At 59.1% G+C, this 26,268-nt stretch carries 22 protein-coding genes; 12 read left to right on the top strand and 10 right to left on the bottom strand.

Annotation, left to right across the window (positions count from 1 at the left end; all coding sequences use genetic code 11):
* Window positions 1–105: 105 nt before the first annotated feature.
* On the bottom strand, window positions 106–1,491 hold the full coding sequence (locus tag ACR0E2_RS04755) for a dipeptidase (RefSeq protein ID WP_480445419.1): 1,386 nt from the start codon (window positions 1,489–1,491) through the stop codon (window positions 106–108).
* A 326-nt stretch (window positions 1,492–1,817) separates the two neighbouring features.
* Here ACR0E2_RS04755 and hemA point away from each other — a divergent pair, with 326 nt between their 5' ends.
* From hemA to ispG, 3 genes are all read left to right on the top strand, one after another.
* Complete coding sequence (gene hemA / locus ACR0E2_RS04750; RefSeq protein WP_480445417.1) at window positions 1,818–3,041, top strand: 5-aminolevulinate synthase; 1,224 nt, start codon at window positions 1,818–1,820, stop codon at window positions 3,039–3,041.
* A 129-nt stretch (window positions 3,042–3,170) separates the two neighbouring features.
* Window positions 3,171–4,376, top strand: coding sequence for a helix-turn-helix domain-containing protein (locus ACR0E2_RS04745; RefSeq protein ID WP_171228119.1), 1,206 nt, complete (start codon window positions 3,171–3,173; stop codon window positions 4,374–4,376).
* Window positions 4,377–4,447: 71 nt separating this feature from the next.
* A complete protein-coding gene (ispG, locus tag ACR0E2_RS04740; protein ID WP_480445415.1) occupies window positions 4,448–5,569 on the top strand; it encodes a flavodoxin-dependent (E)-4-hydroxy-3-methylbut-2-enyl-diphosphate synthase in 1,122 nt (373 codons plus the stop codon).
* Between the two features lie 9 nt (window positions 5,570–5,578).
* Here the strand turns inward: ispG and ACR0E2_RS04735 are convergent, their stop codons facing one another.
* Genes ACR0E2_RS04735 through ACR0E2_RS04725 form a run of 3 tightly spaced genes read right to left on the bottom strand, consistent with a single transcriptional unit; the run spans window position 5,579 to window position 8,820 of the window.
* Window positions 5,579–6,658, bottom strand: a complete 1,080-nt coding sequence (locus ACR0E2_RS04735; RefSeq protein WP_480445413.1) for an agmatine deiminase family protein — start codon at window positions 6,656–6,658, stop codon at window positions 5,579–5,581.
* A gap of 24 nt (window positions 6,659–6,682) precedes the next feature.
* Entirely contained in the window at window positions 6,683–7,441 is a 759-nt protein-coding gene (locus ACR0E2_RS04730) for a DsbA family protein (protein WP_480445411.1), read from the bottom strand.
* Window positions 7,438–8,820, bottom strand: coding sequence for a M48 family metalloprotease (locus tag ACR0E2_RS04725; RefSeq protein ID WP_480445409.1), 1,383 nt, complete (start codon window positions 8,818–8,820; stop codon window positions 7,438–7,440). Before ACR0E2_RS04725 ends, ACR0E2_RS04730 begins: the two co-directional genes overlap by 4 nt.
* Here ACR0E2_RS04725 and ACR0E2_RS04720 point away from each other — a divergent pair.
* The 3 genes from ACR0E2_RS04720 to ACR0E2_RS04710 all read left to right on the top strand — a co-directional run bounded on the left by ACR0E2_RS04720 (window position 8,819) and on the right by ACR0E2_RS04710 (window position 13,853).
* Window positions 8,819–9,982: a pyridoxal phosphate-dependent aminotransferase gene (locus ACR0E2_RS04720; RefSeq protein ID WP_480445408.1), complete on the top strand. Its 1,164-nt coding sequence runs from the start codon at window positions 8,819–8,821 to the stop codon at window positions 9,980–9,982. The genes ACR0E2_RS04725 and ACR0E2_RS04720 overlap by 2 nt on opposite strands.
* 66 nt (window positions 9,983–10,048) lie before the next feature.
* Complete coding sequence (locus ACR0E2_RS04715) at window positions 10,049–11,269, top strand: N-acetylmuramoyl-L-alanine amidase (protein WP_171167687.1); 1,221 nt, start codon at window positions 10,049–10,051, stop codon at window positions 11,267–11,269.
* A gap of 94 nt (window positions 11,270–11,363) precedes the next feature.
* Entirely contained in the window at window positions 11,364–13,853 is a 2,490-nt protein-coding gene (locus tag ACR0E2_RS04710; RefSeq protein ID WP_152458276.1) for a penicillin-binding protein 1A, read from the top strand.
* Here the strand turns inward: ACR0E2_RS04710 and ACR0E2_RS04705 are convergent.
* Window positions 13,850–14,677, bottom strand: coding sequence for an aminoglycoside phosphotransferase family protein (locus tag ACR0E2_RS04705; protein ID WP_480445406.1), 828 nt, complete (start codon window positions 14,675–14,677; stop codon window positions 13,850–13,852). The genes ACR0E2_RS04710 and ACR0E2_RS04705 overlap by 4 nt on opposite strands.
* A gap of 77 nt (window positions 14,678–14,754) precedes the next feature.
* On the opposite strand from ACR0E2_RS04705, the gene prfB reads away from it, so the two are divergent.
* From prfB to ACR0E2_RS04685, 4 genes are all read left to right on the top strand, one after another.
* On the top strand, window positions 14,755–15,882 hold the full coding sequence (gene prfB, locus ACR0E2_RS04700) for a peptide chain release factor 2 (RefSeq protein WP_152458274.1): 1,128 nt from the start codon (window positions 14,755–14,757) through the stop codon (window positions 15,880–15,882).
* 1 nt (window position 15,883) lies between these two features.
* A complete protein-coding gene (locus ACR0E2_RS04695) occupies window positions 15,884–16,588 on the top strand; it encodes a M50 family metallopeptidase (RefSeq protein ID WP_480445405.1) in 705 nt (234 codons plus the stop codon).
* Between the two features lie 103 nt (window positions 16,589–16,691).
* On the top strand, window positions 16,692–18,092 hold the full coding sequence (locus ACR0E2_RS04690) for an amidase (RefSeq protein WP_480446179.1): 1,401 nt from the start codon (window positions 16,692–16,694) through the stop codon (window positions 18,090–18,092).
* Between the two features lie 26 nt (window positions 18,093–18,118).
* Window positions 18,119–18,904 (top strand): DUF2189 domain-containing protein, encoded by a 786-nt coding sequence (locus ACR0E2_RS04685; RefSeq protein ID WP_480445403.1) that lies wholly within the window; start codon window positions 18,119–18,121, stop codon window positions 18,902–18,904.
* 9 nt (window positions 18,905–18,913) lie between these two features.
* On the opposite strand, the gene ACR0E2_RS04680 is transcribed toward ACR0E2_RS04685, so the two are convergent.
* The 3 genes from ACR0E2_RS04680 to ACR0E2_RS04670 form a co-directional block, all read right to left on the bottom strand.
* On the bottom strand, window positions 18,914–19,633 hold the full coding sequence (locus ACR0E2_RS04680; RefSeq protein WP_480445402.1) for a helix-turn-helix domain-containing protein: 720 nt from the start codon (window positions 19,631–19,633) through the stop codon (window positions 18,914–18,916).
* Between the two features lie 313 nt (window positions 19,634–19,946).
* Window positions 19,947–20,507, bottom strand: coding sequence for an acetolactate synthase small subunit (ilvN, locus tag ACR0E2_RS04675; protein ID WP_117868667.1), 561 nt, complete (start codon window positions 20,505–20,507; stop codon window positions 19,947–19,949).
* Window positions 20,508–20,576: 69 nt separating this feature from the next.
* Window positions 20,577–22,328: an acetolactate synthase 3 large subunit gene (locus tag ACR0E2_RS04670; RefSeq protein WP_171639312.1), complete on the bottom strand. Its 1,752-nt coding sequence runs from the start codon at window positions 22,326–22,328 to the stop codon at window positions 20,577–20,579.
* Window positions 22,329–22,750: 422 nt separating this feature from the next.
* On the opposite strand from ACR0E2_RS04670, the gene ACR0E2_RS04665 reads away from it, so the two are divergent.
* Both ACR0E2_RS04665 and ACR0E2_RS04660 read left to right on the top strand, forming a co-directional pair.
* Entirely contained in the window at window positions 22,751–23,596 is an 846-nt protein-coding gene (locus tag ACR0E2_RS04665) for a HalD/BesD family halogenase (protein ID WP_480445400.1), read from the top strand.
* A 47-nt stretch (window positions 23,597–23,643) separates the two neighbouring features.
* On the top strand, window positions 23,644–24,015 hold the full coding sequence (locus tag ACR0E2_RS04660; RefSeq protein ID WP_480445399.1) for a bleomycin resistance protein: 372 nt from the start codon (window positions 23,644–23,646) through the stop codon (window positions 24,013–24,015).
* Window positions 24,016–24,103: 88 nt separating this feature from the next.
* Here the strand turns inward: ACR0E2_RS04660 and ACR0E2_RS04655 are convergent, their stop codons facing one another.
* Window positions 24,104–24,751, bottom strand: a complete 648-nt coding sequence (locus ACR0E2_RS04655) for a response regulator transcription factor (RefSeq protein WP_171631808.1) — start codon at window positions 24,749–24,751, stop codon at window positions 24,104–24,106.
* Window positions 24,748–26,181, bottom strand: a complete 1,434-nt coding sequence (locus tag ACR0E2_RS04650; protein ID WP_152458267.1) for a cache domain-containing protein — start codon at window positions 26,179–26,181, stop codon at window positions 24,748–24,750. Before ACR0E2_RS04650 ends, ACR0E2_RS04655 begins: the two co-directional genes overlap by 4 nt.
* Between the last annotated feature and the right edge of the window lie 87 nt (window positions 26,182–26,268).

Raw genomic sequence — 26,268 nt, 5'->3', positions numbered from 1 at the left:
TGCGCGCGGCTCCCCCGGGATATTTTGGGCCAGATGAACAAGGGATCCTTTATTCATCTGGCGGCAAATATCCCGGAGCGCGAGGCAGAGCCTCGCTGAAATCCGTTACTTGTTCAAAGCATCCAGAATGCGGGCCCATGAACGGATGCCCTTGTGGAAGCTTTTGACGTCGTATTTCTCATTCGGCGAATGGATGGCGTCGTCCTCGTTGGCATAGCCGACCAGCATCGAATCCAGCCCCAGAACGGTATTGAAATACCCGACGACGGGGATCGAGCCGCCCATGCCGGTAAACACCGCTTCGCGGTCCCACTCGTCCGACAGTGCTTTGCGCGCGGCTTCGAATTCCGGGCGATCGATATTCATGACCGAAGCGGGCGAACCTTCCAGATCGTTGTCCCAGACAACTTTTGCATCCGGGGACAGGCGATCCTCGACATGTTTGCGGATCTTGTTGCGCAGCGCGTCGGGGTCCATGTCGCCGACCAGTCGGCACGTGATTTTACAATGCGCTTCCGAAGGGATAACGGTTTTCGAGCCTGCGCCATTGTATCCGCCCCACAGCCCGTTCACCTCAAGTGTCGGGCGCGCCCATTGCTGTTCGAGCGTCGAATAGGCTTTTTCGCCGTGCGGCTGGGTATAGCCGACCGAATTCAGATAATCCGCTTCATCGAAACCGCAATTCTGCCACTGGCGCAGCTGGTCCTGGGGCACTTCATGAACGCCTTCATAGAAACCATCGACCGCGACACGCCCGGTTTCGTCATCATAGAATGAGGCAACGATCTTCGACAGCTCGCGCAGCGGGTTCAACCCCGGGCCACCGTAATGGCCGGAGTGCAGATCGATGCGGGGCCCGATGATCGTGAACTCGTCCTTCAGCATGCCGCGAAGCTGCGCGGCAATCGACGGAACACCTCGCGACACCATGGATGTATCGCAAACCAGCGCCAGATCCGCTTTGAGTTCGGCCGCGTTTTCTTCGAGGAAGGGGACCAGCGAGGGTGAGCCGGATTCCTCTTCGCCTTCAAAGAAGAAGGTGATGCGGCAGGGTAGGGATCCGTGCACCGCTTTCGAGGCGCGGCAGGCTTCGACGAATGTCATCAATTGACCTTTGTCGTCCGATGCCCCGCGCCCGCGGATGACGGGGCCGTGCTCGGTATCTTCGATGGCGGGGTCAAACGGGTCGCGCGTCCAAAGGTTCAACGGATCGACGGGTTGCACATCATAATGGCCATAAAACAGGATATGGGGTGCATCCGAGTCCTCGCCCACATGGCCTACGACCATCGGGTGTCCCGGGGTTTCCCGTTTTTCTGCTGCAATTCCGATACTGTTGAGGTCGGCAACCAGCCAGTCGGCCGCACGGCTGACGTCGGCCTTGTACGCGGGATCGGTTGAGATCGAAGGGATGCGCAGCAGCTCCATCAGGCGGTCGATCGAGGTTTGCAGATCTTCGTCAATCCGGTTCAGCACGGTGTCTAGCGACATGGGGATCTCCTGCTTGTCTGTGTTCGCGCGAACCCTAGCAGCGTTGACGGCGCCGTCCAGTGCGGTTGATCATGAATTCTTCATGCAATCACAAGCCCGCGAATGACGTTGCGCGGGCTGCGTCGTTTCCACGCGTCCGAAGGACGGAACTGTACTTGCCGTGAGCATTGCAAACTTATATTTGATGCAAATCAAAGTTGGGTTCACCTGTTCGGCTGTAACCAGCTGAACAAAGTAACACAAAGCTGCTGATACAGGTTAAGCTGTGGGATGTGGCAGACTAATTGCCCAAGGGAAACCGGAAACGGGCATTCAAGGAGGGTCCGTTGGACTATACTGCTCAGCTCGATTCAGCGATTGCCAGGCTGCATGACGAAGGACGTTACCGGACCTTCATCGATATCGAACGTCGCAACGGACAGTTCCCCCATGCAGTGCGTACGCGCCCCGACGGGTCGCAGCAGGACATCACAGTCTGGTGCGGCAATGACTATCTGGGCATGGGCCAGCACCCGGTCGTGTTGCGGGCGATGCACGAAGCGATCGACGCAACCGGTGCCGGGTCGGGCGGGACGCGCAACATCTCGGGGACAACGGTCTATCACAAACGGCTCGAGGCCGAGCTGGCAGATCTGCATGGCAAGGAAGCCGCGCTTTTGTTCACCAGTGCTTATATCGCCAACGACGCCACGCTCAGCACGCTGCCCAAGCTGTTCCCGGGGCTGATCATCTATTCTGACGCGCTGAACCATGCTTCGATGATAGAAGGGGTGCGCCGAAACGGCGGGGCCAAGCGCATCTTCCGTCACAACGACGTGGCGCATCTGCGCGAATTGCTCGAGGCGGACGACCCCGCCGCCCCCAAGCTGATCGCCTTTGAATCCGTCTATTCGATGGACGGTGATTTTGGTCCGATCGAAGAATTCTGCGATCTGGCAGATGAATTCGGCGCGCTGACCTATATCGACGAAGTGCACGCGGTGGGCATGTACGGCCCGCGCGGTGGCGGCGTGACCGAGCGGGATCGCCTTGCACATCGGATCGACATCATCAATGGCACCCTGGCCAAGGCCTATGGCGTCATGGGGGGCTATATCGCCGCCAGCGCAAAGATGTGCGATGCCGTGCGGTCTTATGCGCCGGGCTTTATCTTTACGACATCGTTGCCGCCGGCGGTTGCCGCGGGCGCTGCTGCATCCGTTGCGTACCTGAAAACCGCGTCTGAGCTGCGCGAGCAGCACCAGACTCAGGCGAAGATCCTCAAGCTGCGGCTGAAGGGAATGGGCCTTCCGCTGATCGACCACGGCAGCCATATCGTGCCTGTGATCGTCGGCAATCCGGTGCACACCAAAAAGCTCAGCGATATGCTGCTGGACGATTATGGCATTTACGTGCAACCGATCAATTTCCCGACTGTCCCGCGCGGAACCGAGCGTTTGCGTTTTACCCCGTCTCCGGTGCATGGACCCGACGAAATGAACCGTCTGGTGCAGGCGATGGACGAACTTTGGTCACATTGTGCGCTAAATCGCGCCGAACTTGCCGGATAACCTAACGCCAAAGTGTGCAACGAGTTTGCCGCGTGTTAAGCTTACGCTAACAAAACGAGTAGACGAATCATTGTGGGGATGATTCGCCACTTACGCGAAATACGCGACAGGCAGAATGGGGCAGCAGGGATGATTGGGCGCAGATCTCAGCGCGAATCCGAAGAGAACGTAGATGTCAGACCAAAAGGGTTTGACGACTACGAAGTTCGCCTGGGCGACAAGATGCGCGGTGAACGCGCTACGATGGGCAAATCTCTTCTGGATGTTCAGCGCGAGCTGCGGATCAAAGCCAACTATATAGCTGCAATTGAAAACGCCGACCCCGATGCGTTTGATACACCCGGCTTTATCGCCGGGTATGTGCGTTCCTATGCGCGCTATCTGGGTATGAACCCCGATGAGACCTTCGCGACTTTCTGCGAGGAAAGCGGATTTGAGGTTGCGCATGGCATGTCCGCAGAGGCCTCGGTGGTGCGGAAACCTTCGGGGGCTCTACCTGCGCGCGGTCCGATGGGGCGGGATCCATTCATCTCGCCCAATACGCCCTATATTCCGGGCAAGGAGTCTCTGGTCAGTCAGATTGAACCCCGTGCAATCGGCTCGTCGCTGGTTTTGCTCGCGGTGATCGGTGGCATTGGCTATGGCGGTTGGGCTGTTTTGAACAAGATTCAGCAAGTACAGGTCAGCCCGGTTGAACAGGCACCGGTGGTTCTGTCTGATTTGGATCCGCTGGATGCGGCGCGCAGCAACGTGTCAGATGATGTTACGGAAGTAGCAAGCGCAGAAGCACTGGACCGTCTCTATCGTCCGCAGGCGCTGGATGTTCCGGTGCTGGTCTCGCGGGATGCTCCGATCTCAACGCTTGATCCGCGCGAGGTTGGAACCTTCCGCCCGCCCGAATTGCCGCAGTTCGAAGTGGCTGAACTGCACACGGTCGAAAAACCGGCCCTGCCGCAAGTGGTCGAACAGATCGATACCACGCTCAAGATCGTGGCAGTTGACCCCGCCTGGATGCGTGTGACGGCTGCGGATGGCAGCGTCATTTTCGAAGGTACGCTGGGAACCGTCGAGCAAGGCAGTGTATTCGAAGTGCCCCTGACGGAAGAACCGCCGACATTGCGTGCGGGCGCGTCGGGATCGGTATATTTCGCGATGAACGGTGAACATTACGGCCCGGCAGGTGCTCCGGGAACGGTCGCCAAGGGTGTCGTTCTGTCGAAAGACGCCGTGTCCGAGGCCTATGCCGTCGCCGATCTGGAGGCGGAACAGAACAGTGCGCTCAAGCAACTGGTGGCGGAACTGCAAACCGAGGCGACAGAAACGCCCGCCGAGTGATCTAGCCATTGCGGTAACCCCGTTGCCGAACTATCTAATGTCGCAACTCAGGCAGACGCGGATCCGTCCTTATGTCCCTCAATCATGTACGCCCTTGGCGCGACATTTATCGTCGTAAATCCCGTCAAATCATGGTCGGTAACGTCCCCGTTGGTGGCGACGCGCCCATTGCCGTTCAAACCATGACCAACACGCTGACCACCGATGTGGCGGCGACCGTGGCGCAGGTACAGGCGGCGGCTGAGGCCGGCGCTGACATCGTTCGCGTCTCGGTTCCTGACGAAGCGTCATCCAAGGCGCTGAAACAGATCGTGCGCGAAAGCCCGGTTCCCATCGTGGCGGACATTCATTTTCACTACCGCCGCGGCATCGAAGCAGCCGAAGCCGGGGCTGCCTGTCTTCGCATCAATCCCGGCAATATCGGGGACGAGACCCGGGTAAAAGAAGTCATCCAGGCGGCGCGCGGCCACAACTGCTCGATCCGCATCGGCGTGAACGCGGGAAGTCTGGAAAAGCACCTGCTTGAGAAATACGGCGAACCGTGCCCCGAAGCGATGGTCGAAAGCGGCTTGGAACATATCCGCATCCTGCAAGACAACGACTTTCACGATTTCAAGATCAGTGTGAAAGCCAGTGACGTTTTCCTGTCCGCCGCAGCTTATCAGGGTATTGCCGAGGCCACGGACGCCCCAATCCATCTGGGTATTACCGAAGCTGGTGGGCTGGTCTCCGGCACCATCAAGTCCGCTATCGGTCTGGGCAATCTTCTGTGGATGGGGATCGGTGACACGATCCGTGTCAGCCTGTCTGCCGATCCGGTAGAAGAGGTGAAGGTCGGGTTCGAAATCCTCAAATCCCTTGGTCTGCGTCACCGGGGTGTAAACATCATCTCATGCCCATCCTGCGCGCGGCAGGGTTTTGACGTCATCAAAACCGTCGAGGCGCTGGAGCATCGCCTTGAACACATCAAAACGCCGATGTCTCTGTCGATCATCGGCTGCGTGGTCAACGGGCCGGGTGAAGCGCTGATGACCGATGTTGGTTTCACCGGCGGCGGGGCAGGGTCCGGCATGGTCTATCTGGCCGGCAAAGCCAGCCACAAGATGTCGAACGACCAGATGATCGATCACATCGTGGAAGAGGTCGAGAAAAAGGCGGCTGAACTGGATGCGGCGGCTGAAGCGGCTGAATAGCCTGTTTCTTCACGACATCTGAAAAACCGGCATCTGTTGTGTGGCGCAATGGATGCCGCCGCCAAGCTCTCCCAGCACATCCACGTCAAGCGTCACGACTTCACGCCCAGGGTGGTGCCTTGCAAGCGTTTCCGACGCGATCCTGTCTGTTTCCGAGTCTCCGAACCGGGCCGCAATCACACCGCCATTGCAGACGTAGTAATTGGCATAAGAGGCCACGAAATCCGGGTCTTCGACACGGCGGAAATGCGGCTCGGGTATCACGTCCATGTTGATGCCCGCGGCAATGAGACGATCATGGGTGTCCAGCGCGGCCATGTGGAAAGGATCATCTTTGTCCGGTTCATCCGGCAAGTTGATGATGCCGCGACCGGGGCCGGTAAAGCGGGCCAGACTGTCAATGTGATAGTCGGTGATGTCTTCGCCCCAGACACCTTCGGACCAGATCATGCGTTTGGCCCCATAGGCCGCCAACAACCGGGCTTCGATCTCGTCCCGAGTGAGGCCGGGATTGCGGTTGTCATTCACCCAAGAGCTTTCATGCGCCATAAGTGTCCCATGCCCATCCTGCTCGACGCCACCGGCTTCGCCGATCAGCCCGGTCGGCAACAGGGGCAGACCCAGCGTTTCGGCCACTCTGCCGGCAATTTTCGCATCATGTGCGTGAACCTGTTTTCTTCCCCACCCATTGAACTGGATCTGTTGGACCGCAAGCGCGCCACGGTCGTTGATCGCAAAGACCGGGCCTGCGTCCCGGCACCACAGATCTTCGGTCGGGACATCCCAGATCTCGACCGCCGCAGAAAGCCGTTTGCTGATGTCTGCGTGATGTTCCGATCCGGCGAGCATTGTGACGGGTTCAAAAGCAGAGATCGTGTTTGCGATTTCCGCAATGGTCCCCTGTACCATTTCCAGAAAAACGGGGTCGGGATAGACGGTGCGGCTGACCGGCCATTGCATGAAAGTGCGTTCATGCCGGGCGTCTTCGGCCGGCACGTGGAAGCCGGTCGCGGGCTGCGCAATAGACTGGCCAGAGAGACCCGTCATACCCAACGCTCCTCCGGCCACCAGAAATTCCCGCCGCTTCATGGCATGTTGCCGACAGTTCCGGCCTCAGCCGCGTTCGGCACGTATACCGTCAACGATCTGCTGCATCTGATCGGCTGGCAAATAGCCGCGCAGCATCTCTGTGCCCAACACGAACGAAGGCGTGCCCGAGATCTGCATCCGCTGGGCCAGAGCACGGGTGCGCGCGATCTCATCCGTGACGCGATCGCTGTCCATCGCCGCGATGATCTCGTCGCTGTTCAGCCCCAAACCGTCCGAGATGCGGCGCAAGGCAACTTCGGTTGGCTCGCCGGTGAATTCCAGCAGGGCATCATGGACCTGTTTGTATGCGTCATCGCCCGCCACGTGTTTGGTGGCCACGGCAAAACGTGAGGACAGCACGGACGCATCACCCAGAATGGGGAATTCCTTGATCACAAGGCGGATGTTGCCGTCTTCTGCCAGCAGGCTGGTAACTTCGGGAACGGCACGGCGGCAATAGCCACACCGGTAGTCCATGAACTCGACCAGCGTGATGTCGCCATCCGGGTTGCCGCCAACCCAGCTGTACCCGTCATCGAACAGTTCATCCGCATTGGCGGCGACCAGTTCCTTGTCCGCCGCGGCTTCAGCGACGGCATTGCGCTCTTCCAGAATGTTGATGGCTTCGAGGATCACTTCGGGGTTTTCCAGCAGGTATTCGCGCACCTGGGCACCAAATTCCGCCTTCTCGGCATCGTTCATCGCGTTCAAGTCCAGCGCCTGCGCCGAGGTCGCCGCCATGGAAAGCCCCAGAAGGGCGGGTGCAGCATGTCTGAGGATCATTTCCGTTTCCTTTTGTCTTTGTCGAGTCGTTCCGCCGCAATCAACACGTCTTGTGCCCTTTGCCAACCCGGTGAACCTTCGGGCAGTCGTGCCACGGCGCGTTTCGCGTGAATTCCGGCGTCTTTCAACCGCCCTTGCAGCGCATACCGCTCTGCCGTCACGGTGGATGCCATACCATCATTGCCAACCTGAGCATAGGCCACACCCAGATCCTGCAACAGCCTGGCATTCCGGTAATCCCGGGCGCGGGCTTTTTCCAGCACGCTCAGGGCCTGTTTGGTTTGACCCTGCGCCAGCAACGCCCGCCCGTATCCAGCCAGGATAAGCGCATCGTTCGGAGCCATTTCAACAGCGTTCCCATACGCTTCAACAGCCGCGCCTATTTGCCTGTTTTCCAGCAGAATTTGCCCTTTCAGGTCATAATAGTAGGGGTCGTTCGGGCGCAGCGCCAGTGCCTCGTCGATGGCACGGCGCGCGCGATCCAAATCACGGTTCTGATGATGGGCCGAAGCCTCGCGCATCAGGCGGATGTCCTGAGCGGTTTCTTCTTTGGCGCGCCGTAATGTCCAACTGGGTGAGCGTAAAAAGGCCGACAGTTTGCCTTTGACGCGGGCAAACCAGTAATCGGCATTGGCATTCGGAACGGCCTTGTCGCCGAACTCATCCAGAAACGCTTCGGCGGCGCGCAATCGTTCACGACTAGTGGGATGCGACCGCATGTACGGGTCCTGATTAGCGACGCTCAACAATTCCTGACCTGCGAATTTTCTGTGCAGCTCGACCATGCCGCTGGGGGAAATCTGAGCCCATCGCAGATAGCTTGCGGCGCTTCGGTCGGCCGAGGCCTCTTCGGCGCGGGTATGGCCCAGAAAGCTGCGGATTGCGGCGCCTTGGGTGCCTGCGGCGATGCCAATGGCGGCTTCACCCCCTCCGGCCGCAGCCGCAAGCAGGGCCAAAGCGGTACCAAGGCCCGCATTGCGCCGCGCCGCCTTCAGGTTTTCGGCACGGCGGGCCAGATGGCCGTTCGCGATATGCGCGGCCTCATGCGCGATCACTGCTTGCAGCATTTCGGGGTTTTCGACCGTAAGGATCAGCCCGTAATTCAAATAGATCGCGTTGTAGTCGATGACGAAGGCATTGAACGTGTTGTCATTGACCACAAGGATTTGAACCCGGTTGGTGTTCAGGCCGGCGGCGCGCAGAACCGGAAACGCCAGCTCGCGCAGGCCATGCTCGATATCGGGGTCGCGGATCAGGCTTTGCCCATGAGATTGCGTTGCCGCCGTCAGCCAGACGACAACCGACAGTATCAGAGCCGGGATTGACGTCAGCCGGGATACGCGTTCAAAAGCCATGGCTGCAACATGGGAGATGGGCATGAGAAACTCAACCCGGTCCGAGGTCGATCCCTTCATCGTGATGGACGTGATGGAGGCCGCGCGCCGTGCGGAAGAAGCGGGCCGCCATGTGATTCACATGGAAGTTGGCCAGCCCGGAACCGGCGCCCCCAAGGGTGCGACCGAGGCGCTGGCGAAAGCGATGGATCAAAGCCCGTTGGGCTATACGGTGTCTCTGGGTTTGCCTGCGCTGCGAAAGCGTGTCGCGCAGCTTTATGGTGAGTGGTACGATGTGGACCTGAACCCGGGGCGCGTGGTCATCACGCCCGGATCGTCCGGCGGGTTTCTGCTGGCTTTCACGGCATTGTTCGACAGCGGGGATCGCGTCGGAATCGGTGCGCCGGGGTATCCGTCTTATCGCCAGATTCTCAGGGCACTTGGATTGGTGCCGGTCGATCTGCCGACCGCGCCTGAAAACCGTCTGCAACCCGTGGCAGCGGATATTCAGGGAATGGGCCTGAAGGGGCTGATGGTGGCGTCTCCGGCGAATCCTACCGGCACGATGCTGGATAACGCCGCCATGGGGTCGCTGATCGAAGCCGCACACGGGCAGGGGGCATCCTTCATCAGCGACGAAATCTATCATGGTCTGGAATACGAGGCCAAGGCCGTGACCGCGCTGGAACTGACGGATGAGTGCTATGTGATCAACTCGTTTTCCAAGTATTTCTCGATGACCGGTTGGCGCGTGGGCTGGATGGTCGTGCCCGAGGATCAGGTGCGCGTGGTCGAGCGGATAGCCCAGAACATGTTCATCTGCGCGCCGCATGCCAGTCAGATTGCCGCACTGGCCGCGATGGATTGCGAGGACGAACTGCAAGCCAATCTGGACGTGTACCGCCGAAACCGCGCCCTGATGCTGGACGGGCTGCCCAAGGCGGGCTTTACGAAAATCGCGCCTCCGGACGGGGCTTTCTATGTATATGCCGACGTGTCTGACCTGACCGATGACAGCCGCGCATTTGCGGCCGAGATTCTGGAAAAGGCCGGGGTCGCGGTCACGCCGGGTCTGGATTTCGATCCGCAGCGCGGCCATACGACGTTGCGTTTTTCCTATGCGCGTTCGACGGCCGACATTCAGGACGGGCTGGAACGGTTGCGCGTTTTCATGACCGAGCGGAAGGTGATCGGGGAACCTGCCTGAGCCGTTCACAAATCAGCCCTTGTGGTATAGGCTGCCCGGCAAACGATCTCGGGAAAACTTGAGGCCATGAGCAGGATCTTCATTTGCATCGCCCTGATCTGGGCGCTGTGCGGCAGTGCCGTCGCGCAGGATTTCAGCGCGCTGGCACGCGTTCAGCCCGACCAAAGCCGCATCACGGATGTGGGGCGAACTGGCGTTCGCGTGGATATCGGCCTGAGCCAGGGGGTGCCGTACCGGATCTTCACCTTGCAGGATCCGTACCGGATGGTTCTGGACTTCAACGAAGTGGATTGGACCGGGCTGAACCGAACGGATTTCCTGCAATCCGAACGCGTCAGCGGCGTGCAATTCGGAGCCTATGTTCCGGGTTGGTCGCGGCTGGTGTTGGAACTGGGCGCTCCGATGGCCGTAGACACTGCCGAATTGTCAGTTTCCGAGGTTTCGGGGGCGGCTTTGCTGACTCTCAACCTCAAGGGCACGGATTTTGATACGTTCAACGCAACCGCAGGTGCGCCGCGCAACCCGGGATGGGACCTGCCGGAGCCAGCTGATGTGCCGCAGGCATCGGCGCGCTCGGCAGACCGGCCGTTGCGCGTGATGCTCGATCCGGGGCATGGCGGGATCGATCCGGGTGCCGAAATCGACGGCGTTGATGAAAAAACCCTGATGCTGACCTTTGCCCGCGAACTGCGCGAAGTTCTCTTGCGATCAGGAGGTTATGAGGTGGTCCTGACCCGGGTTGACGACCAGTTCGTCTCGTTGGAGCGCCGGATTGCCTTGGCGCATCGGGCTGGCGCGGATCTGTTCATTTCGCTGCATGCGGATTCCCTTTCGGAAGGTCAGGCCCATGGGGCTGCCGTCTATACCCTGTCGGCCGATGCTTCGGATGTGGCCAGTTCAAAACTGGCCGAGCGGCATGATCGGGGGGATTTGATCTCGGGTATCGATCTGAATGGTGCCGATGATCAGGTGGCCGATGTTCTACTTGATCTGGCGCGCCAGGAAACGATGCCGCGGACCAGGTCCTTGGCCAGCGCGATCGCCAACGGGATGGCCCAGCAAGGCGGGCCGATGAACCGAAAACCGCTGCGGACCGCTTCGTTCTCGGTGCTCAAGGCGGCCGATATTCCGTCTGTTTTGGTCGAACTTGGATTTCTGTCGAGCCCCAGAGATCGAGAAAACCTCAGGGATTCGGAATGGCGGGCGAAAATGGCCTTGGGTATCTTTCAGGGGATCGAAGACTGGCGTCAGCAGGATGTGATCCGCAAATCCCTGATTGGCCAGTGACCTTGCGACGCAAAACGGCTAGAATACGCTTGGTGTTTTGACCCTTGGGCGGTGCAACACTATATAGGCACCACCGCGAGAAAAAGGCAGTAACGTGATCCGGTTCATTCTTTCGTTTTTCGGGGCGATCTTCAGTATCGTTACCTTGGGTATTTTCATGGTCGCACTGGTGATCGGTGCGGTGTTCTGGATGTATGGCCGGGACCTGCCCAGCCACGAATCCCTGGCCCAGTACAAGCCCCCGACGATCAGCCGGATCTATTCGGGCGAAGGCCAGTTGATCGACGAATTTGCGCAGGAACGCCGCCTGTTCACGCCGTCCGCGGAAATTCCCGATCTGGTGAAGCAGGCGTTTATTTCGGCGGAAGACAAGAATTTCTATACCCATCAGGGGTACGACCCACGCGGCATTGTCGCGGCAGGTGTCGAAGCGGTGCGCACCAAAGGCGGGACCGTGCGGGGTGCATCGACCATTACGCAGCAGGTAATGAAGAACTTCCTGTTGTCGGGCGACCGCCGGGCAGAACGCAAGATCAAGGAAATCATCCTCGCCACCCGGCTCGAGGATACCCTGGACAAGGAGCAGATCCTTGAGCTGTACCTGAACGAGATTTTTCTGGGTCAGAACTCGTACGGCGTGACGGCCGCCGCGCAGACCTATTTCAACAAGACCTTGCAGGAACTTGCCCCGCACGAGGCCGCGATGCTGGCCGCGATGCCCAAGGCACCGTCGGATTACCACCCGGTTCGGGAAAAGGAACGCCTGCTGGCCCGCCGAAACTATGTGCTGCGCGAGATGTACCAGAACGGTTACATCGATCAGGCGACCTATGAGTCCGAGGTCGAGATGCCGCTGCGCTCGGTTCAGAACGGCGATTTCGAAAGCTTCCGCACCGCATTGCCGCCGCGCGACTACTTCACCGATGAAATCCGTCGCCAACTGAGCGAGGACTTTGGTGAAGGTGAGTTCTTTACCGGCGGCTTCACGGTTCGTGCGTCGGTGGACGAAGAAATGCAGGTCGAGGCCGCAAAGGCCCTGCGCACGGCGTTGCAGAAATATGACCGGTCGCGCGGGAAATGGCGCGGCACCGGCGAAGTGATTCCGGAAGAAAAACTTGCGGATGAGGCACAGTGGCGCGAGGCACTGTCGCTTCTGGAAATCCCGCGCGATGTGGTGCTGCCGACCCGCTGGTATCCCGCCGTGGTTCTGAATGTCTCGGATCAGCAACTTACCGTCGGGATCGAAGACGGCCCTGCGGATGGCACCATTCCGCGGTCCGATATCAAGTGGATGCAGGGTGATTTTGCGGCGAACTTCAAGCGCGGTGATGTGATCCTTGTTGTTGAGGGCGAAGAGGGGCAGTGGTCTGCCCGTCAGGTGCCCGAAGTTCAGGGCGCCTTTGTGGCGATGGATGTGAACTCGGGCCGCGTTCTGGCGATGCAGGGCGGGTTTTCTTATCAGGATACCGTTTTCAACCGCGCCACGCAGGCACAGCGCCAGCCGGGGTCCAGCTTCAAACCCTTTGTCTATGCCGCCGCGCTGGACAGCGGATACAGCCCGGCAACCATCGTTGTGGACGCACCGATCGAGGTGAACACGCCACAGGGCTTGTGGCGGCCCAAGAACTCGTCAAACAAGTTCTACGGGCCGACGCCCTTGCGCACCGGGATCGAGCAGTCGCGGAACCTGATGACCATCCGTCTGGCGCAAGAGGTCACGATGCCGGTGGTTGCAGGCTACGCCGAACGCTTTGGCGTCTATGACCGGATGGGCGCGTTCCTTGCAAACTCGCTGGGGTCCGAAGAAACGACGCTGTACAAGATGGTCGCGGCTTATGCGATGTTCGCGAACGGGGGTCAGCGGGTTGAACCCACTCTGGTCGACCGTATTCAAGACCGGTTCGGCAAGACCATCTATCGTCATGATGATCGCCAATGCCTGAATTGCAACTCGACCTGGCTCGAGCCCGACGAGGCCCCAACCCTTGTCACGGATCGCGCGCAGGTCATGGATGCCATCACGGCTTATCAGCTGACGTCCATGATGAAAGGCGTGGTGGATCGCGGCACCGCCTCGCGCTATGTGAACCTGCCGGTGCCGACTGCCGGCAAGACCGGAACCACCAACGAATCCAAGGATGCGTGGTTCATCGGCTTCACCTCGAACATCGTGGCAGGCTGCTATATCGGATATGACCGCCCGCGCCCGATGGGCCGGGGGGCTTATGGTGGTACCTTGTGCGGCCCGGTGTTCCAGAGCTTCATGGAAAAAGCCGTCGAAAAGTATGGCGGTGGGCCATTCAAGGTTCCAGAAGGCGGTCACTTTATTAAAATCGACCGTTTCAGCGGCGCCCGCCTGCCGGATGACGCCACCGGTGACTATGTCGTGGCCGAATTCTTCCGCGACGGTGTCGATGGGTTCATCGACCGTGTTTACGACGGTGGTTTTGCGATTGGTTCCGACCTGCCCTTGTTCGAGGAAGCGCAGCGCGCAGGTGTGCAGGTTCAAACCTCCACCGGTCAAACCATCACGGTCGGCCCCAAGGCCACCCAAGGCGATCTGAGTACCGGCGGTCTTTACTAATCGGCCGCGTCCAGAAAAAGGCGCAAAAGGTCGGCTTCCGGGTCGTTTTCGATGGCACCGTCGGATCGCCAGCAGATGGACAAGGCGCATTTGACGGCTGCCCATTGAGCCAGCCGTTTCTCTGAAACATTCATGGCTTCGGAATAGAGCGACAGGCAGGTTTCGATCTGCCGGGGATCGCGCACCAATTCGGTCATGCCTTTTGGGTGCCGCAGTGCATTTGCCAGTTCAAAGGCCGGATCTCCTGCATATCCTTTGGCATCGAAAACCCGCGGGCCATTGTGGGTCAGAATAATGTTGTCCGGGTGAAGATCCCCGTGCAGGGGCACCGGCGTGGGCTGGCTGATCAACAGGTGCTGACCCAGATTTGTGGCGGACAGCATGTCCTTGCGCAGAAGGGTTGGGCAGGCCGGAGCAAAGGTGCAGCCGAACAAAGGGGCGAACACCTGGTTCAGGGGTTTCAAGCCACCGACGTCAGCGGTGGCCTTCCCATGCAGGCGCGCCGCCGTTTCTGCAAGGATCGCAACAGCGTCTTCAGGACGTCCTGCCCGCGCAATGTCCCCCAAAGACGGGCCTTCCAGCCATTCCATCAGAATGGCATTCCGTTCCTCGTTGAGAACCCGAACCGCGCCCCGGTCATGCCAGGCTTTCAACAGCGCGGTCCCGGGTTCTTCGTTGCCGCGATCCGGTCCGCGATAGAGTTTCAGGGCGGCCGGCCCGTGTTCCGACTGTACCTTCCACACCCGCGCCTGGGCTGTCTCGGCAACCAGTTCCGGTTGATGCAATTCCCATCGGTCCAGAAACTCTTTGAATGTGCCTTGCATTCACGCTCAGCCCGTCTTGTGGTGTCTCGCACCTCTTGCTATCACGCAGGCCTGATTGAGCAAGTTGGGACAAGACCATGCGCGCCGAAACCCAGAACACTGTGGCGGAAATCGAAAAGTCGCTGGAGCTGCTGGCGCAGCGCATGGACTATGAGACCGCGCCGCATCGCCTTGAGGAATTCAATGCGCGTGTCGAAGATCCCAACCTGTGGGACAATCCGGAAAAGGCGCAGAAACTGATGCGCGAGCGGCAGATGCTGGTCGACGCGATCGAGACCTACGAGTCTATCAAAACCGATCTCAGCGACAATATCGAACTGATTGAGCTGGGCGAAATGGAAGAAGACGAAGAAGTTGTCCAGGACGCCGAAGCCGCGATCAAGGCGCTTCAGGCCAAGGCCGCGAAGAAAGAGCTTGAGGCCCTGCTTGACGGCGAGGCCGACAGCAACGACACCTTCCTCGAGATCAACTCGGGCGCGGGCGGAACCGAAAGCTGCGACTGGGCCTCGATGCTGGCGCGGATGTATGTGCGCTGGGCCGAGAAAAAAGGCTATACGGTCGAGCTTCAGTCCGAAACCCCGGGCGAAGAGGCAGGGATCAAATCCGCTGCGTACAAGATTTCGGGGCACAACGCTTATGGCTGGCTGAAATCCGAAAGCGGCGTGCACCGGCTGGTGCGGATTTCGCCTTTTGACTCGGCGGCCAAGCGGCACACCTCGTTCTGTTCGGTCTGGGTCTATCCCGTGGTCGACGACAATATCGAGATCGAGGTGAACCCCGCCGATATCCGCATCGACACCTACCGGTCATCGGGTGCCGGTGGTCAGCACGTGAACACCACGGACTCGGCCGTACGGATCACGCACATTCCGACCGGGATTGTCGTGACCTCGTCCGAGAAGTCGCAGCACCAGAACCGCGATATCGCCATGAAGGCTCTGAAATCGCGCTTGTATCAACTGGAGCTGGACCGCCGGAACGCTGACATCAACGCGGCACATGAAGCCAAGGGGGATGCGGGCTGGGGCAACCAGATCCGGTCATATGTTTTGCAGCCCTACCAGATGGTCAAAGACCTGCGGACCAATTACGAGACCTCGGATACCAAGGGTGTTCTGGACGGCGATCTGGACGGCTTCATGGCGGCCACACTGGCCCTGAACGTGGCGGGCAAGAGCCGCTCCGAGGCCCAGGGCGACATCTGAGGTGAAGCGTAACAGCCCTTTCCTGAACGTTCTGAAAGGGCATTGGCAGCTTATCCTCATCACGGCCCTGGTGTTTCTGCTTTGGAATACACTGGTTGCGGTTCCACTGAAGATACTGGTCGTCTTTCTGCATGAGCTGTCTCATGCGGTGACGATCCTGATGACGGGTGGCTCGGTCGAGAGCTTTTCGATCTCACCACAACAGGGCGGCGTTGTCGTCGGCCGGGGCGGCAATCGCTTTCTCAGCCTGTCTGCCGGGTATCTTGGTTCCCTGGCGCTGGGCATGGCCCTTTTGATCCTTGCTTTGCGAACACGGGCCGACCGCGCCGTTCTGGCTGGTTTTGGCGGTGTTATGTGCCTGGTGGCGGTGCTGTATATCCGCGACCCGTTCGCCCTTGTTTTCAGCATCGGAACCGGGGCTGCGATGATTGCTGCAGCGTGGTATCTGCGCCCCGATGCAAGCGATCTGGTGCTGCGCGTGATCGGATTGACCAGCATGATATATGTCCCTTTCGACATCTTCGATGACACGATCCGACGGTCTGGCGCGCGTTCGGATGCATTCATGCTGGCCGAGGAATTCGGTGGCTCTGCCATGTTGTGGGGCGGGATCTGGCTGGTGCTCAGTTGCATCGTGATCGTTCTTTGCCTGCGCTACTGGCTTGGGGCTGACAGCAACCTGCGTTTTCGCAGGTCAGCGCGCTGACATTGCCGTCCGGGACTTCACTGAAAAGATACATTTAAACAGTGGGTTTAAATGATCCGAGCTGCCCGCTAGGCTGCCGGAAACGACAATGGATTGGCGCGTCATGGACCTGACCCGGATATCGGCTACAGACCTTTTGAAACAGTTGGCCAACCGGCAGGTTTCAGCCTCGGACGTGATGCAGGCCACGCTGGATCGCATCGCCAAGGTCAATGGTGAGGTGAATGCCATCGTGGCGCTGAGGGATTCAGATGGTTTGATGGCCGAGGCGAAGGCCTGTGACGACGGCCCGATCACCGGCCCACTGCACGGTCTTCCAATCGCAGTCAAGGATCTTGTGAATGTGGCGGGTGTCGTCTCGTCGCAAGGATCACCTGTTTTTCAAGACCACGTGCCAGCCAGCGACGATCTGATCGCCGCGCGGATGCGGCAAGCCGGTGCCATCCTGATCGGAAAGACCAATACGCCGGAATTTGGGCTGGGATCGCACACGTTCAATCCGGTCTATGGCGCAACGCGCAACCCTTATGATGCCAATCGCACCTGCGGTGGCTCATCCGGCGGGGCGGCGGTAGCCTTGGCGACGGGCATGGTTGCTTTGGCCGATGGCTCGGACATGATGGGCAGTTTGCGCAACCCTGCCGCCTGGAACAACGTTTATGGCTTTCGGCCAAGCTGGGGCAGGGTGCCTTTCGATCCCGTGGGGGACAGCTTTTTGCACCAGTTGTCGACACTGGGCCCCATGGCGCGCTGCCCCGAAGATCTGGGTGTTCTGCTTGATGTCATCTCGGGGCCGGACCCGCGCTTGCCGCTGGCCGTTGAAAGTGCGCCGGTGTCGCCGGTGACCGCCGCAGATCTGCAAGGGCTGCGGATCGGGTGGCTTGGCGACTGGGGCGGCGCTTTTCCGACCGAGCCCGGTATTCTTGACATCTGCAAAGACGCGATGGGCGTGTTCGAAACGCGTGGCGCGCGGGTTGAGGACGTCGCCCCGCCTTTCGATGCCGAAAAACTCTGGACCAGCTGGATCACCTTGCGGTCGTTCAGCGTGGCCGCCGGGCTGGAACCCTTGGTGTCGCAAAAGGAAGATTTGAAAGACTCGGCACAATGGGAACTGGATCGGGGTCTGGCACTGAGTGCAATGGAGGTGCACCACGCCAGTGTCATCCGCTCGGAATGGTTCCGTTGCGCGGCGAAGCTGTTCGAAAAGTTTGACGCTTTGGTTCTGCCGTCTGCTCAGATCTGGCCATTTTCGGTTGATTTGCCTTACCCGACAGAGATCGCGGGCCGGGCCATGGATACCTATCACCGATGGATGCATGTCACGATACCGGTCAGCCTGATCGGCCTGCCATGCCTTGCTGCGCCCGCGGGGTTTGGCACGCAGGGGCTGCCAATGGGGTTTCAATTGTTCGGGCCCAGAGGATCGGATCGAAAACTTTTGTCAGTCGGTGCGGCTTACCACGCCGAAACCAATTGGCCGAACAAGAGGCCGGCGATGCCATAACGCCGGTCAGGGAGGAGGAAGACAACATGGACAAACCCTTTGGTGTTCCGGATATGCGACCGGTCGATACCGCCATGCTGCGGACTGCATTGCAGCGCGCTTGGGCCGACTTTCGCCGCGCACCGCTGTTCGGCCTTATTTTTGCGGGGTTTTACGTACTGTCCGGGTGGGCGATGGCATGGGTGACAGTTCAGACCGGAACAACCTTTTGGCTGGTGCTGGCGGCCATCGGGTTTCCGCTGATCGGCCCGTTTGCCGCTGTTGGTCTGTACGAGGTATCGCACAGGCTGGAACAAGGAGAGCCGCTCGATTTTGGCGCGATCTTCGGGGTCGTGATGCAGCAAAGCCGCAGACAATTGCCCTCGATCTGCGCGATCATAGTTGTCGTGTTTCTTTTCTGGTTTTTTCTGGGGCACATGATTTTTGCCCTGTTCATGGGGTTGGCGACGATGACCAACGTGTCGACCTCGCTTGAGGTGTTTCTGACATTGAATGGCCTGACAATGCTGGCTGTCGGCACGGCAGTCGGGGCGGTTTTTGCGACCGTTCTGTACATGATCACCGTTCTGTCGATCCCTCTGCTGCTGGACCGCGAACTGGATTTCGTAACGGCCATGATCACCAGCTTTACCTACGTGTCAGAGAATTTTCCGGTGATGCTGGCCTGGGGTGCCTTCATCGCGGTGCTGACATTTCTGGCGATGGTGCCCTGGTTCCTGGGGTTGCTGGTGGTTCTGCCGTTGCTGGGACATGCCAGTTGGCATCTGTACCGGCAGATCACGCAGAATGATGAAGAGGAAACACCAACCTGAGACGGTAGGTTACAGGTTCTGAGCCACATTGTTCGTCGACAATCGCGCAGCAGCAAAAATGGCCGTCGAGTCGTGCCCAAGGTATTTTAGCACAACAGGTTCGGGCGTTGTCGCATTTGTCGGGCTGATGACCGACCCACGCCAATGAACTGCCGTTCCCGTGGGGTCCGGAGAGATCAGATAGACCCGGCTGTTGTGACCTTCCCGCTGGGAGGTCAGCATATAGACAGTGTCACCGCTTGAGGCTGCTATCCCCTGTATTTCCCGCGCCTTCGGGGGTGCCTCGGGCATTGCCGCACGCGACACGTAGCCACGGATCAACGTACATTGGGCCAAGGGTCGGGCGTGCAGCAGGGTCATCCGGTGTTCAGCCGACAGGCTTTCGATCACCGCGTAGAACCCGGGGGAAAACGGGGATTTCTCGATCGCATCCGCACCCGAGCCCAAAAACTCTGTCAGGGCCGGGGTTGCAGGGTGTTCTTCGATCTTCTCGATCTCGTCCAGCGGTTTCAGAAGAATGCGGGCATCGACATCGAAAAACCTGCATATACGGTCCAGCACATCCGGTCTGGGTACGCTTTCACCGGAAAGATATCTGTTGAACTGGGTACGGTTTACGCCAAGTTGGCGGCACAGTGCCGAGACCGAGCGATATCGCTTTGCCAATTGCCGAAGGTTCGCACCAAACATTGCGCGAATCTCGGCCGGACTACGAATATCGTCAGTCATGGGTGCCCACGTCTTGCTTAGTTTCCGGAAGAAACCATCGTCGCACCGACGCCGAAGCCCGGTGCATTTTAAAAATCGTACAGAATGACCCCAAGCAACGTATCCCCACGTCGCGTTGCAGCTTCGAGGCTAACGCCCTCATGTGTAAAGGCAATAGGCTTTATCTGAAAATGCCTGATCTTTATTGGGAAAAGCCGACCATATGGCAATTATAGCGCATTCAGATCGCAAGAGTTGAATTTGAAAGGACCAGCCACCCTAAAAAGTGTTCCCGCCTTGGCTGCAAGACAAGCGCCAAGGCGGGACAGGTCGATCAATCGCCGCGCAGCAGGGCCGCCACGCCGGTACGCGCGATTTCCATCAGGCCCAGCGGGCGCATCAGGTCGGCAAATGCGTCGATCTTGTCCGGCGCGCCGGTGATTTCGAAGATGAAGGAATTGAGCGTGCTGTCGACAACATTGGCGCGGAAGATGTCCGCCAGTCGCAGGGCTTCGACCCGCTTGTCGCCTTCGCCGACGACCTTGATGATCGCCAGTTCACGCTCGACCGAGGCGCCCTCGACGGTCAGATCATGCACGTCACGCACCGAAACAATCCTGCCAAGCTGCGCCTTGATCTGTTCGATGACCTGCGGCGTGCCGGTGGTGACGATGGTGATGCGGCTCAGGTGGCCGGTATGATCAACCTCGGCCACCGTCAGGCTTTCGATGTTATAACCACGACCCGAGAAAAGGCCGATGACACGGGCCAGCACTCCGGGCTCGTTTTCGACCAGAACCGCGATTGTATGGCGTTCCTGAACGTCCGAGAAAGTGGGCCGTAGGTTATAGGCCGAATGGCGGGTAGAGCCTTTTTTGATATGTAGGGCAGACATTTACGTCCCTTTCATCATCCTTGAGATGTCGGGCACAGCAAGGCACCCGACCAAATCCGTCGAATTGTGTTAAACCAGAACCGAGCCTTTGCTATCGATCACGCCCTGCGTTTCCGCCTCGCCCAACAGCATCTCGTTATGGGCCTTGCCCGACGGGATCATGGGGAAGCAGTTCTCGTGCTTTTCAACCAGACAGTCAAAGATCACCGGACCGTCGTAATCGATCATCTCCATGATCGCGTCATCCAGATCGGCGGGGTCGGAACACAGGATACCTTTGGCGCCAAAGGCCTCAGCCAGTTTTACGAAATCGGGCAGGGCCTCGGACCAGGAATGTGAATAGCGCTCGCCATGCAGCAGCTCCTGCCACTGGCGGACCATGCCCAGACGTTCGTTGTTCAGGATGAACTGTTTCACCGGCAGGCGGTACTGAACGGCGGTGCCCATTTCCTGCATGTTCATCAGCCAGCTGGCCTCGCCGGCGACATTGATCACCAGAGCGTCCGGATGCGCCATCTGAACGCCGATCGAGGCGGGGAACCCATAACCCATCGTGCCCAGACCGCCCGATGTCATCCAGCGGTTTGGGTCTTCGAACCCAAGGTACTGCGCCGCCCACATCTGGTGCTGACCCACCTCGGTGGTGATGTAGCGATCATGCTTTTTCGTCAGTTCTTCAAGGCGTTGCAGCGCGTATTGCGGTTTGATCGACTTTTCGCTGTTGGTGAAGGCCAGGCAGTTGATCTTGCGCCACTCGGCGATCTGGTTCTGCCACTGCTTGACATTCGCGGCGTCCGTCTTGCGGCCGCGCGACTTCCAGATCTTCAGAATATCCTCGAGCACATGCGCCACATCGCCGACGATCGGGATGTCCACCCGTATGACCTTGTTGATCGAGGACGGGTCGATGTCGATATGCGCCTTTTTCGAGTTCGGCGAAAACGCATCGATACGCCCGGTGATCCGGTCATCGAACCGCGCACCGATATTGATCATCAGATCGCAATCATGCATCGCCATATTGGCCTCATAAAGGCCGTGCATGCCGAGCATTCCCAACCAATTTTCGCCCGAGGCGGGATAGGCGCCCAGACCCATCAGGGTTGAGGTGATCGGAAAGCCCGTTGCATCCACCAGTTCACGCAGCAACTGGCTGGCCGCGGGGCCGGAATTGATAACGCCACCGCCGGTATAGAAGATCGGTTTCTTTGCGGTTTCCATCGCGGCAACCAGTTCGGTGATCTCTTCCAGATCTCCTTTCATCGCGGGTTGGTAATGCGAGGTCGAAGGTTTCGGGCTGGCATATTCGCCCGACGCGAACTGCACATCCTTCGGGATGTCGATCAGCACCGGGCCGGGGCGGCCCGAGGTGGCGACATGGAATGCCTCGTGCAGGGTTTCAGCCAGCGAGTCCGTGTCCTTCACCAGCCAGTTATGCTTGGTGCAGGGGCGGGTGATGCCTACGGTGTCGGCCTCCTGAAACGCATCCGATCCGATCATGAAGGTCGGGACTTGCCCGGTCAGAACAACGATCGGGATCGAATCCAGCAACGCATCGGTCAGACCGGTGACAGCATTGGTGGCACCGGGGCCTGACGTGACAAGCGCGACGCCCGGTTTTCCCGTCGATCGGGCATAGCCTTCGGCCGCGTGGATCGCGCCCTGTTCGTGACGCACCAGAATGTGGCGAATGTCGTTTTGCAGAAAGATCTCATCATAGATCGGTAGCACGGCGCCACCGGGGTATCCGAATACCGTGTCCACGCCCTGATCCTTGAGGGCCTGAACCACCATCTTTGCGCCGGTCATCTCACGTGTCATCTGCTTTGCTCCGTTCGCGACATGTGTCTTGCGTTCGACAAAAAAAAGCCCCCGATTTTTCGGAGGCGCATGGGTTCGATTATGGTTTACCGTTACCGGCCCATGCGCGTGGTTCCTACGATTACGACTAGCGTTCTCATCGCCAGAGGCTCCTTTTTGCTTGGAGGCGACATTATGGTCGGGGGGAAGGGGCGTCAACAGGCAATTGCACCAATTTTCTATCTCAGCGGCGGTATTTTGCGACATTTTATTGCGCAGAGTGCCGCATGTCGGGAATTTCCGGGAATTCGGCGGGTGAGCTGGCCGTTTTGTGTGCGAATAAGGCGGTCTGAAAGCGTCAGGCCGATGTCCGAAACGGGCATGATCATTACTTTTTTCTGCGCCACGCTGAACGTGCAGGGGGCAAAACCCGGAGGCTTGAAATGTTGCAGGACCTGGTTGATCTTGGCCGCTATCCAATCGATCGTCCGGATTCACCGGCTTATGACCGGCTGATCGAGGATTTGAGACGCGAGTTGGAACAGGATGGATGTGCTGTTCTGCCGGGTTTCGTGCACGAAGCAGGGGTCAAGCTACTGGTGCAAGAAGCCGAGGGGGTGGCGCCCAAGGCGCACCGGTCCTTCAACAGAACCAACGCCTATTTCACGAAGGACGACCCAAGGCTTGGCATCGCCCATCCGATCCGCCGGTTCTATGATCGTTCGAACGCCTTTGTTCCGGCCGACAATTTTTCGAAATCCGGCCCGCTGCGGCGCATTTACGAGTTCGACGGCTTTCTTCCGTTTGTCCGCGATGCCCTGAATGAACCCGAAGACCGCTTTTTTCGCTACAATGATCCATTGGCGGACGTGATCATCAATGTCGTGGAAGAAGGGCAGGGCTTTCCCTGGCATTTCGACACCAACAACTACACCGTGACGCTGGCCATCCAGAACGGAGAGACGGGCGGCGCGTTCGAGTATGTGCCCAACCTGCGGACGGCGGAAAATGAAAACTTTGATCTGGTGGCCTCGGTTCTCGATGGGAACATGGGGCGGGTTCGCCGGCTGGAACTGCAGCCGGGGGATTTGCAGATATTCAAGGGCAGGTATTCATTGCACCGGGTTGCTCCGGTCAGAGGCAAGCGCCGTCGTTTTGTCGGCATCTTTTCCTTTGTCGAGGCTGAGGGCATGTGTGGCGGTGTGGAACGGACGCAGCAATTGTATGGCCGCGTTTTGCCGCATCATTTCAAGCGCGCGGGGCTGCGAAAGGATCAATTGCTGGATTGAGTGGTCAACCTCGGTACAATGCATCTGCTTCCTGTCCGGAGAGTCAGATGCCCAGGATTTTGCAGCTTACACCATTTGTGTTGTGCTCGTCCCTGAAGGACCAGATCGACTTCTATTGCGATCGCCTTGGGTTCACCTGTGGGTTCACGCAAGACAATTATGCCTTTTTGAAACGTGGTCCTGTTGCGATCCGCCTTTTGGAATGCCCACCCCGGGATGATGGCAAGCCATTGGGTGAAGAACACTCCTTCTATATCGATGTTGAAGATATTGATGGGCTTTATGACAGCCTGCGCGACCGATTGGCCGATCTGCCCGAAGGCCGTGTCAGGCCGCCGTTCAATCAGCCCTATAATCAGCGTGAATTCCACGTTCTGGACGAAGACGGGACATTGGTTTTTTTCGGAGAAGGTCTTTGACCCGGCGGGTACCGCTCCCGCCCGTCGTCAACACGCTTGCGGCGCCTATCCTATGGTTGGGCCGGGCAGCGCTGCGCGCGCGTGCAGATCAGAAACCGACACCAGTCCCTTGCAGCACGCCATGTTCCAAAGCGTAGCGTGTCAGCCCGGCGGTTGAGGATATGCCGAGTTTGCGTTTGATATTCTTGCGGTGCGTTTCGACCGTCCGCACGGAAATATCCAGCGTTTGCGCAACTTCCTTGTTGGATTTGCCTTGGGCCAGTTCCAGCAGAATGGTCTGTTCACGTCCGGTCAGCGCTTCGCGCACGTTGTCGCCCTTGGGCTTGAGCGATCCGCTGGCGCCGGTGCACAGGTACCGTTCACCCCGCATCACCGCATCAATGGCCTGCTTGATCTCTTCCGTGGGCACGTCCTTGAGCACGTAGCCTTTGGCACCGTGGCTGAGCGCGGTCGAGATATATTCCGGGCTGTCATGCATCGACAGGATCAGGATGCGTGTTTCCGGCAATCGTTCCAGGATGATTTCCGTGGCGCTGAGACCGCCGAGGCCGGGCATGTTCAGATCCATCAGGATCACATCCGGGGCAAGGTCAACAGCCTGATCCACTGCCGCCTGTCCGCTGCCAAGCGTACCGACCACTTGAATCTCATCATAGCTTTCGAGGATGGACTGGATGCCCTCGGCCACCATCGGGTGGTCGTCGACAATAAGAACTCGGATGCTTTCGGCGCTCATGTGCCGGCCTTTCGGTTCGGAGTTGCGTCTTCCTGCGGCGGCAGAAGGTGGCTCAGCGGCAGGCTGACTTCGATGACAGTGCCGCCGCGCGGTCCGCGTGATGACAGAATGCGCAGGGACCCGTCAAGCTGTTCGATGCGTTCTTGCATGTTGCGCAACCCGATCCCGGTGCTGGGGGTGCTGGGATCGGTCCGCATGCCCCGGCCATTGTCAGTGATCCGCATGGTTGCACCTTTCTTGTGTCCGCGCAGGTCTATCGTAACATGCGTGGCGCCAGAGTGGCGCTCGATATTGGTCAGCGCCTCTTGCGCGATGCGATACAGGGCAATCTTGCTGTCCTGGTCCAGCCGGTTGCGGAACACCACGGTCGAGAATTCCGTCTCGATCCCGGTGCGGTCCCGGAAATCGTCGGTCAGAGCTTTCAGCGCTGGCCCAAGACCCAGATCATCCAACACGCCGGGGCGCAGGTCGCGACTGATGCGGCGGACCTCGGTTATGGCGGTGCCAAGATGGTCAATCCCTTTGTCCAGCGGATCGCGTGCGCCCGCGTCATCGCCGCGGGACAGGCGGCGCCGCGCGTTGTCCAGTGCATAGCGTACACCGACCAGAATCTGGCTTATGCCGTCATGCAGTTCGCGGGCAACGCGGCCTCGTTCCTCTTCCTGGGCATCGAAGACGCGCTGGGTCAGCTCCTTCAGCTTGGCGTCCGCAAGTCTGCGCTCGCGGATGTTCAGCAACATGCCGGATGCAAAGACGATGAGCACCGCCGCCACAACGATCGCGCCGATATACATGAAGGTGCGCTGAACGCGGGCCTCGACCTCGGCCCTGGCGTTGGCGACCGTTGCAACGATGTCGTCGATGAAGACTCCGGTTCCCACGACCCAGCGCCAGTCCTGAAGCCCGACGACATAGGCGATCATCTGTGCTTCCTCTCCGGTCGAGGGCTTTTGCCACATGAAGCTGTGCCAACCAGCCCCCTGGCGGGCGAGGCGGATGAACTCGTCAACGATCGGAGTGCCGTCGCTGTCCGTCAGCCCTTCCCAGTTTCGGTTGATGAACTGCGTCTGGCGGGGGCTGACCAGATTGTTGCCGTCATAATCGTAGACAAAGAAGAACCCATCCTGGCCATAGATCATTGCCGACAGGATTTGGGACACGAGGTTTTTCGCAACCTCGTCATCTGGCTCGGCCCGGCCGTAGATATAGGCGAACCCGTTGCGCGCCTGTGTTACGTAGTTGCGCAACTCCTCCTTCTTGGCTTCGACCAGGCTGCGTTCCAGCGCTTCGATCTCACGCTCGGCGGTCGCGCGCGCCTCGTATGCCACAAGCACGGCAATTGCCGCCACGGCCACGACCAGCGGGATTGCCGCCACCAGCGACAATTTCTGCGCATAGGTCAGCGAGACCAGATGTCGGAGTCTTTGCATGGACGAATCGATACGCAAGCGGCGGCGAAAATGCAAAAAGATTGGGCTTTATTCGCGGAATACAGAGATTATCGTCGGGGAAGACGT

It is taken from the genome of Ruegeria sp. A4, from assembly GCF_056543025.1.
This window is presented reverse-complemented; position numbering and strand designations above follow the sequence as displayed.

Bases quoted from the DNA above. Each gene is read 5' to 3' on its own strand.
- ACR0E2_RS04735 (WP_480445413.1), bottom strand. From the start codon at position 6,658: ATGAAGCGGCGGGAATTTCTGGTGGCCGGAGGAGCGTTGGGTATGACG.
- ACR0E2_RS04730 (WP_480445411.1), bottom strand. From the start codon at position 7,441: ATGATCCTCAGACATGCTGCACCCGCCCTTCTGGGGCTTTCCATGGCG.
- ACR0E2_RS04670 (WP_171639312.1), bottom strand. From the start codon at position 22,328: ATGACACGTGAGATGACCGGCGCAAAGATGGTGGTTCAGGCCCTCAAG.
- ispG (WP_480445415.1), top strand. From the start codon at position 4,448: ATGTCCCTCAATCATGTACGCCCTTGGCGCGACATTTATCGTCGTAAA.
- ACR0E2_RS04725 (WP_480445409.1), bottom strand. From the start codon at position 8,820: ATGCCCATCTCCCATGTTGCAGCCATGGCTTTTGAACGCGTATCCCGG.
- ACR0E2_RS04745 (WP_171228119.1), top strand. From the start codon at position 3,171: ATGATTGGGCGCAGATCTCAGCGCGAATCCGAAGAGAACGTAGATGTC.
- ACR0E2_RS04665 (WP_480445400.1), top strand. From the start codon at position 22,751: ATGTTGCAGGACCTGGTTGATCTTGGCCGCTATCCAATCGATCGTCCG.
- ACR0E2_RS04715 (WP_171167687.1), top strand. From the start codon at position 10,049: ATGAGCAGGATCTTCATTTGCATCGCCCTGATCTGGGCGCTGTGCGGC.
- ACR0E2_RS04755 (WP_480445419.1), bottom strand. From the start codon at position 1,491: ATGTCGCTAGACACCGTGCTGAACCGGATTGACGAAGATCTGCAAACC.
- ACR0E2_RS04655 (WP_171631808.1), bottom strand. From the start codon at position 24,751: ATGAGCGCCGAAAGCATCCGAGTTCTTATTGTCGACGACCACCCGATG.
- prfB (WP_152458274.1), top strand. From the start codon at position 14,755: ATGCGCGCCGAAACCCAGAACACTGTGGCGGAAATCGAAAAGTCGCTG.
- ACR0E2_RS04680 (WP_480445402.1), bottom strand. From the start codon at position 19,633: ATGACTGACGATATTCGTAGTCCGGCCGAGATTCGCGCAATGTTTGGT.
- ACR0E2_RS04650 (WP_152458267.1), bottom strand. From the start codon at position 26,181: ATGCAAAGACTCCGACATCTGGTCTCGCTGACCTATGCGCAGAAATTG.
- ACR0E2_RS04690 (WP_480446179.1), top strand. From the start codon at position 16,692: ATGGACCTGACCCGGATATCGGCTACAGACCTTTTGAAACAGTTGGCC.
- ACR0E2_RS04720 (WP_480445408.1), top strand. From the start codon at position 8,819: ATGAGAAACTCAACCCGGTCCGAGGTCGATCCCTTCATCGTGATGGAC.
- ilvN (WP_117868667.1), bottom strand. From the start codon at position 20,507: ATGTCTGCCCTACATATCAAAAAAGGCTCTACCCGCCATTCGGCCTAT.
- ACR0E2_RS04660 (WP_480445399.1), top strand. From the start codon at position 23,644: ATGCCCAGGATTTTGCAGCTTACACCATTTGTGTTGTGCTCGTCCCTG.
- ACR0E2_RS04705 (WP_480445406.1), bottom strand. From the start codon at position 14,677: ATGCAAGGCACATTCAAAGAGTTTCTGGACCGATGGGAATTGCATCAA.
- ACR0E2_RS04685 (WP_480445403.1), top strand. From the start codon at position 18,119: ATGGACAAACCCTTTGGTGTTCCGGATATGCGACCGGTCGATACCGCC.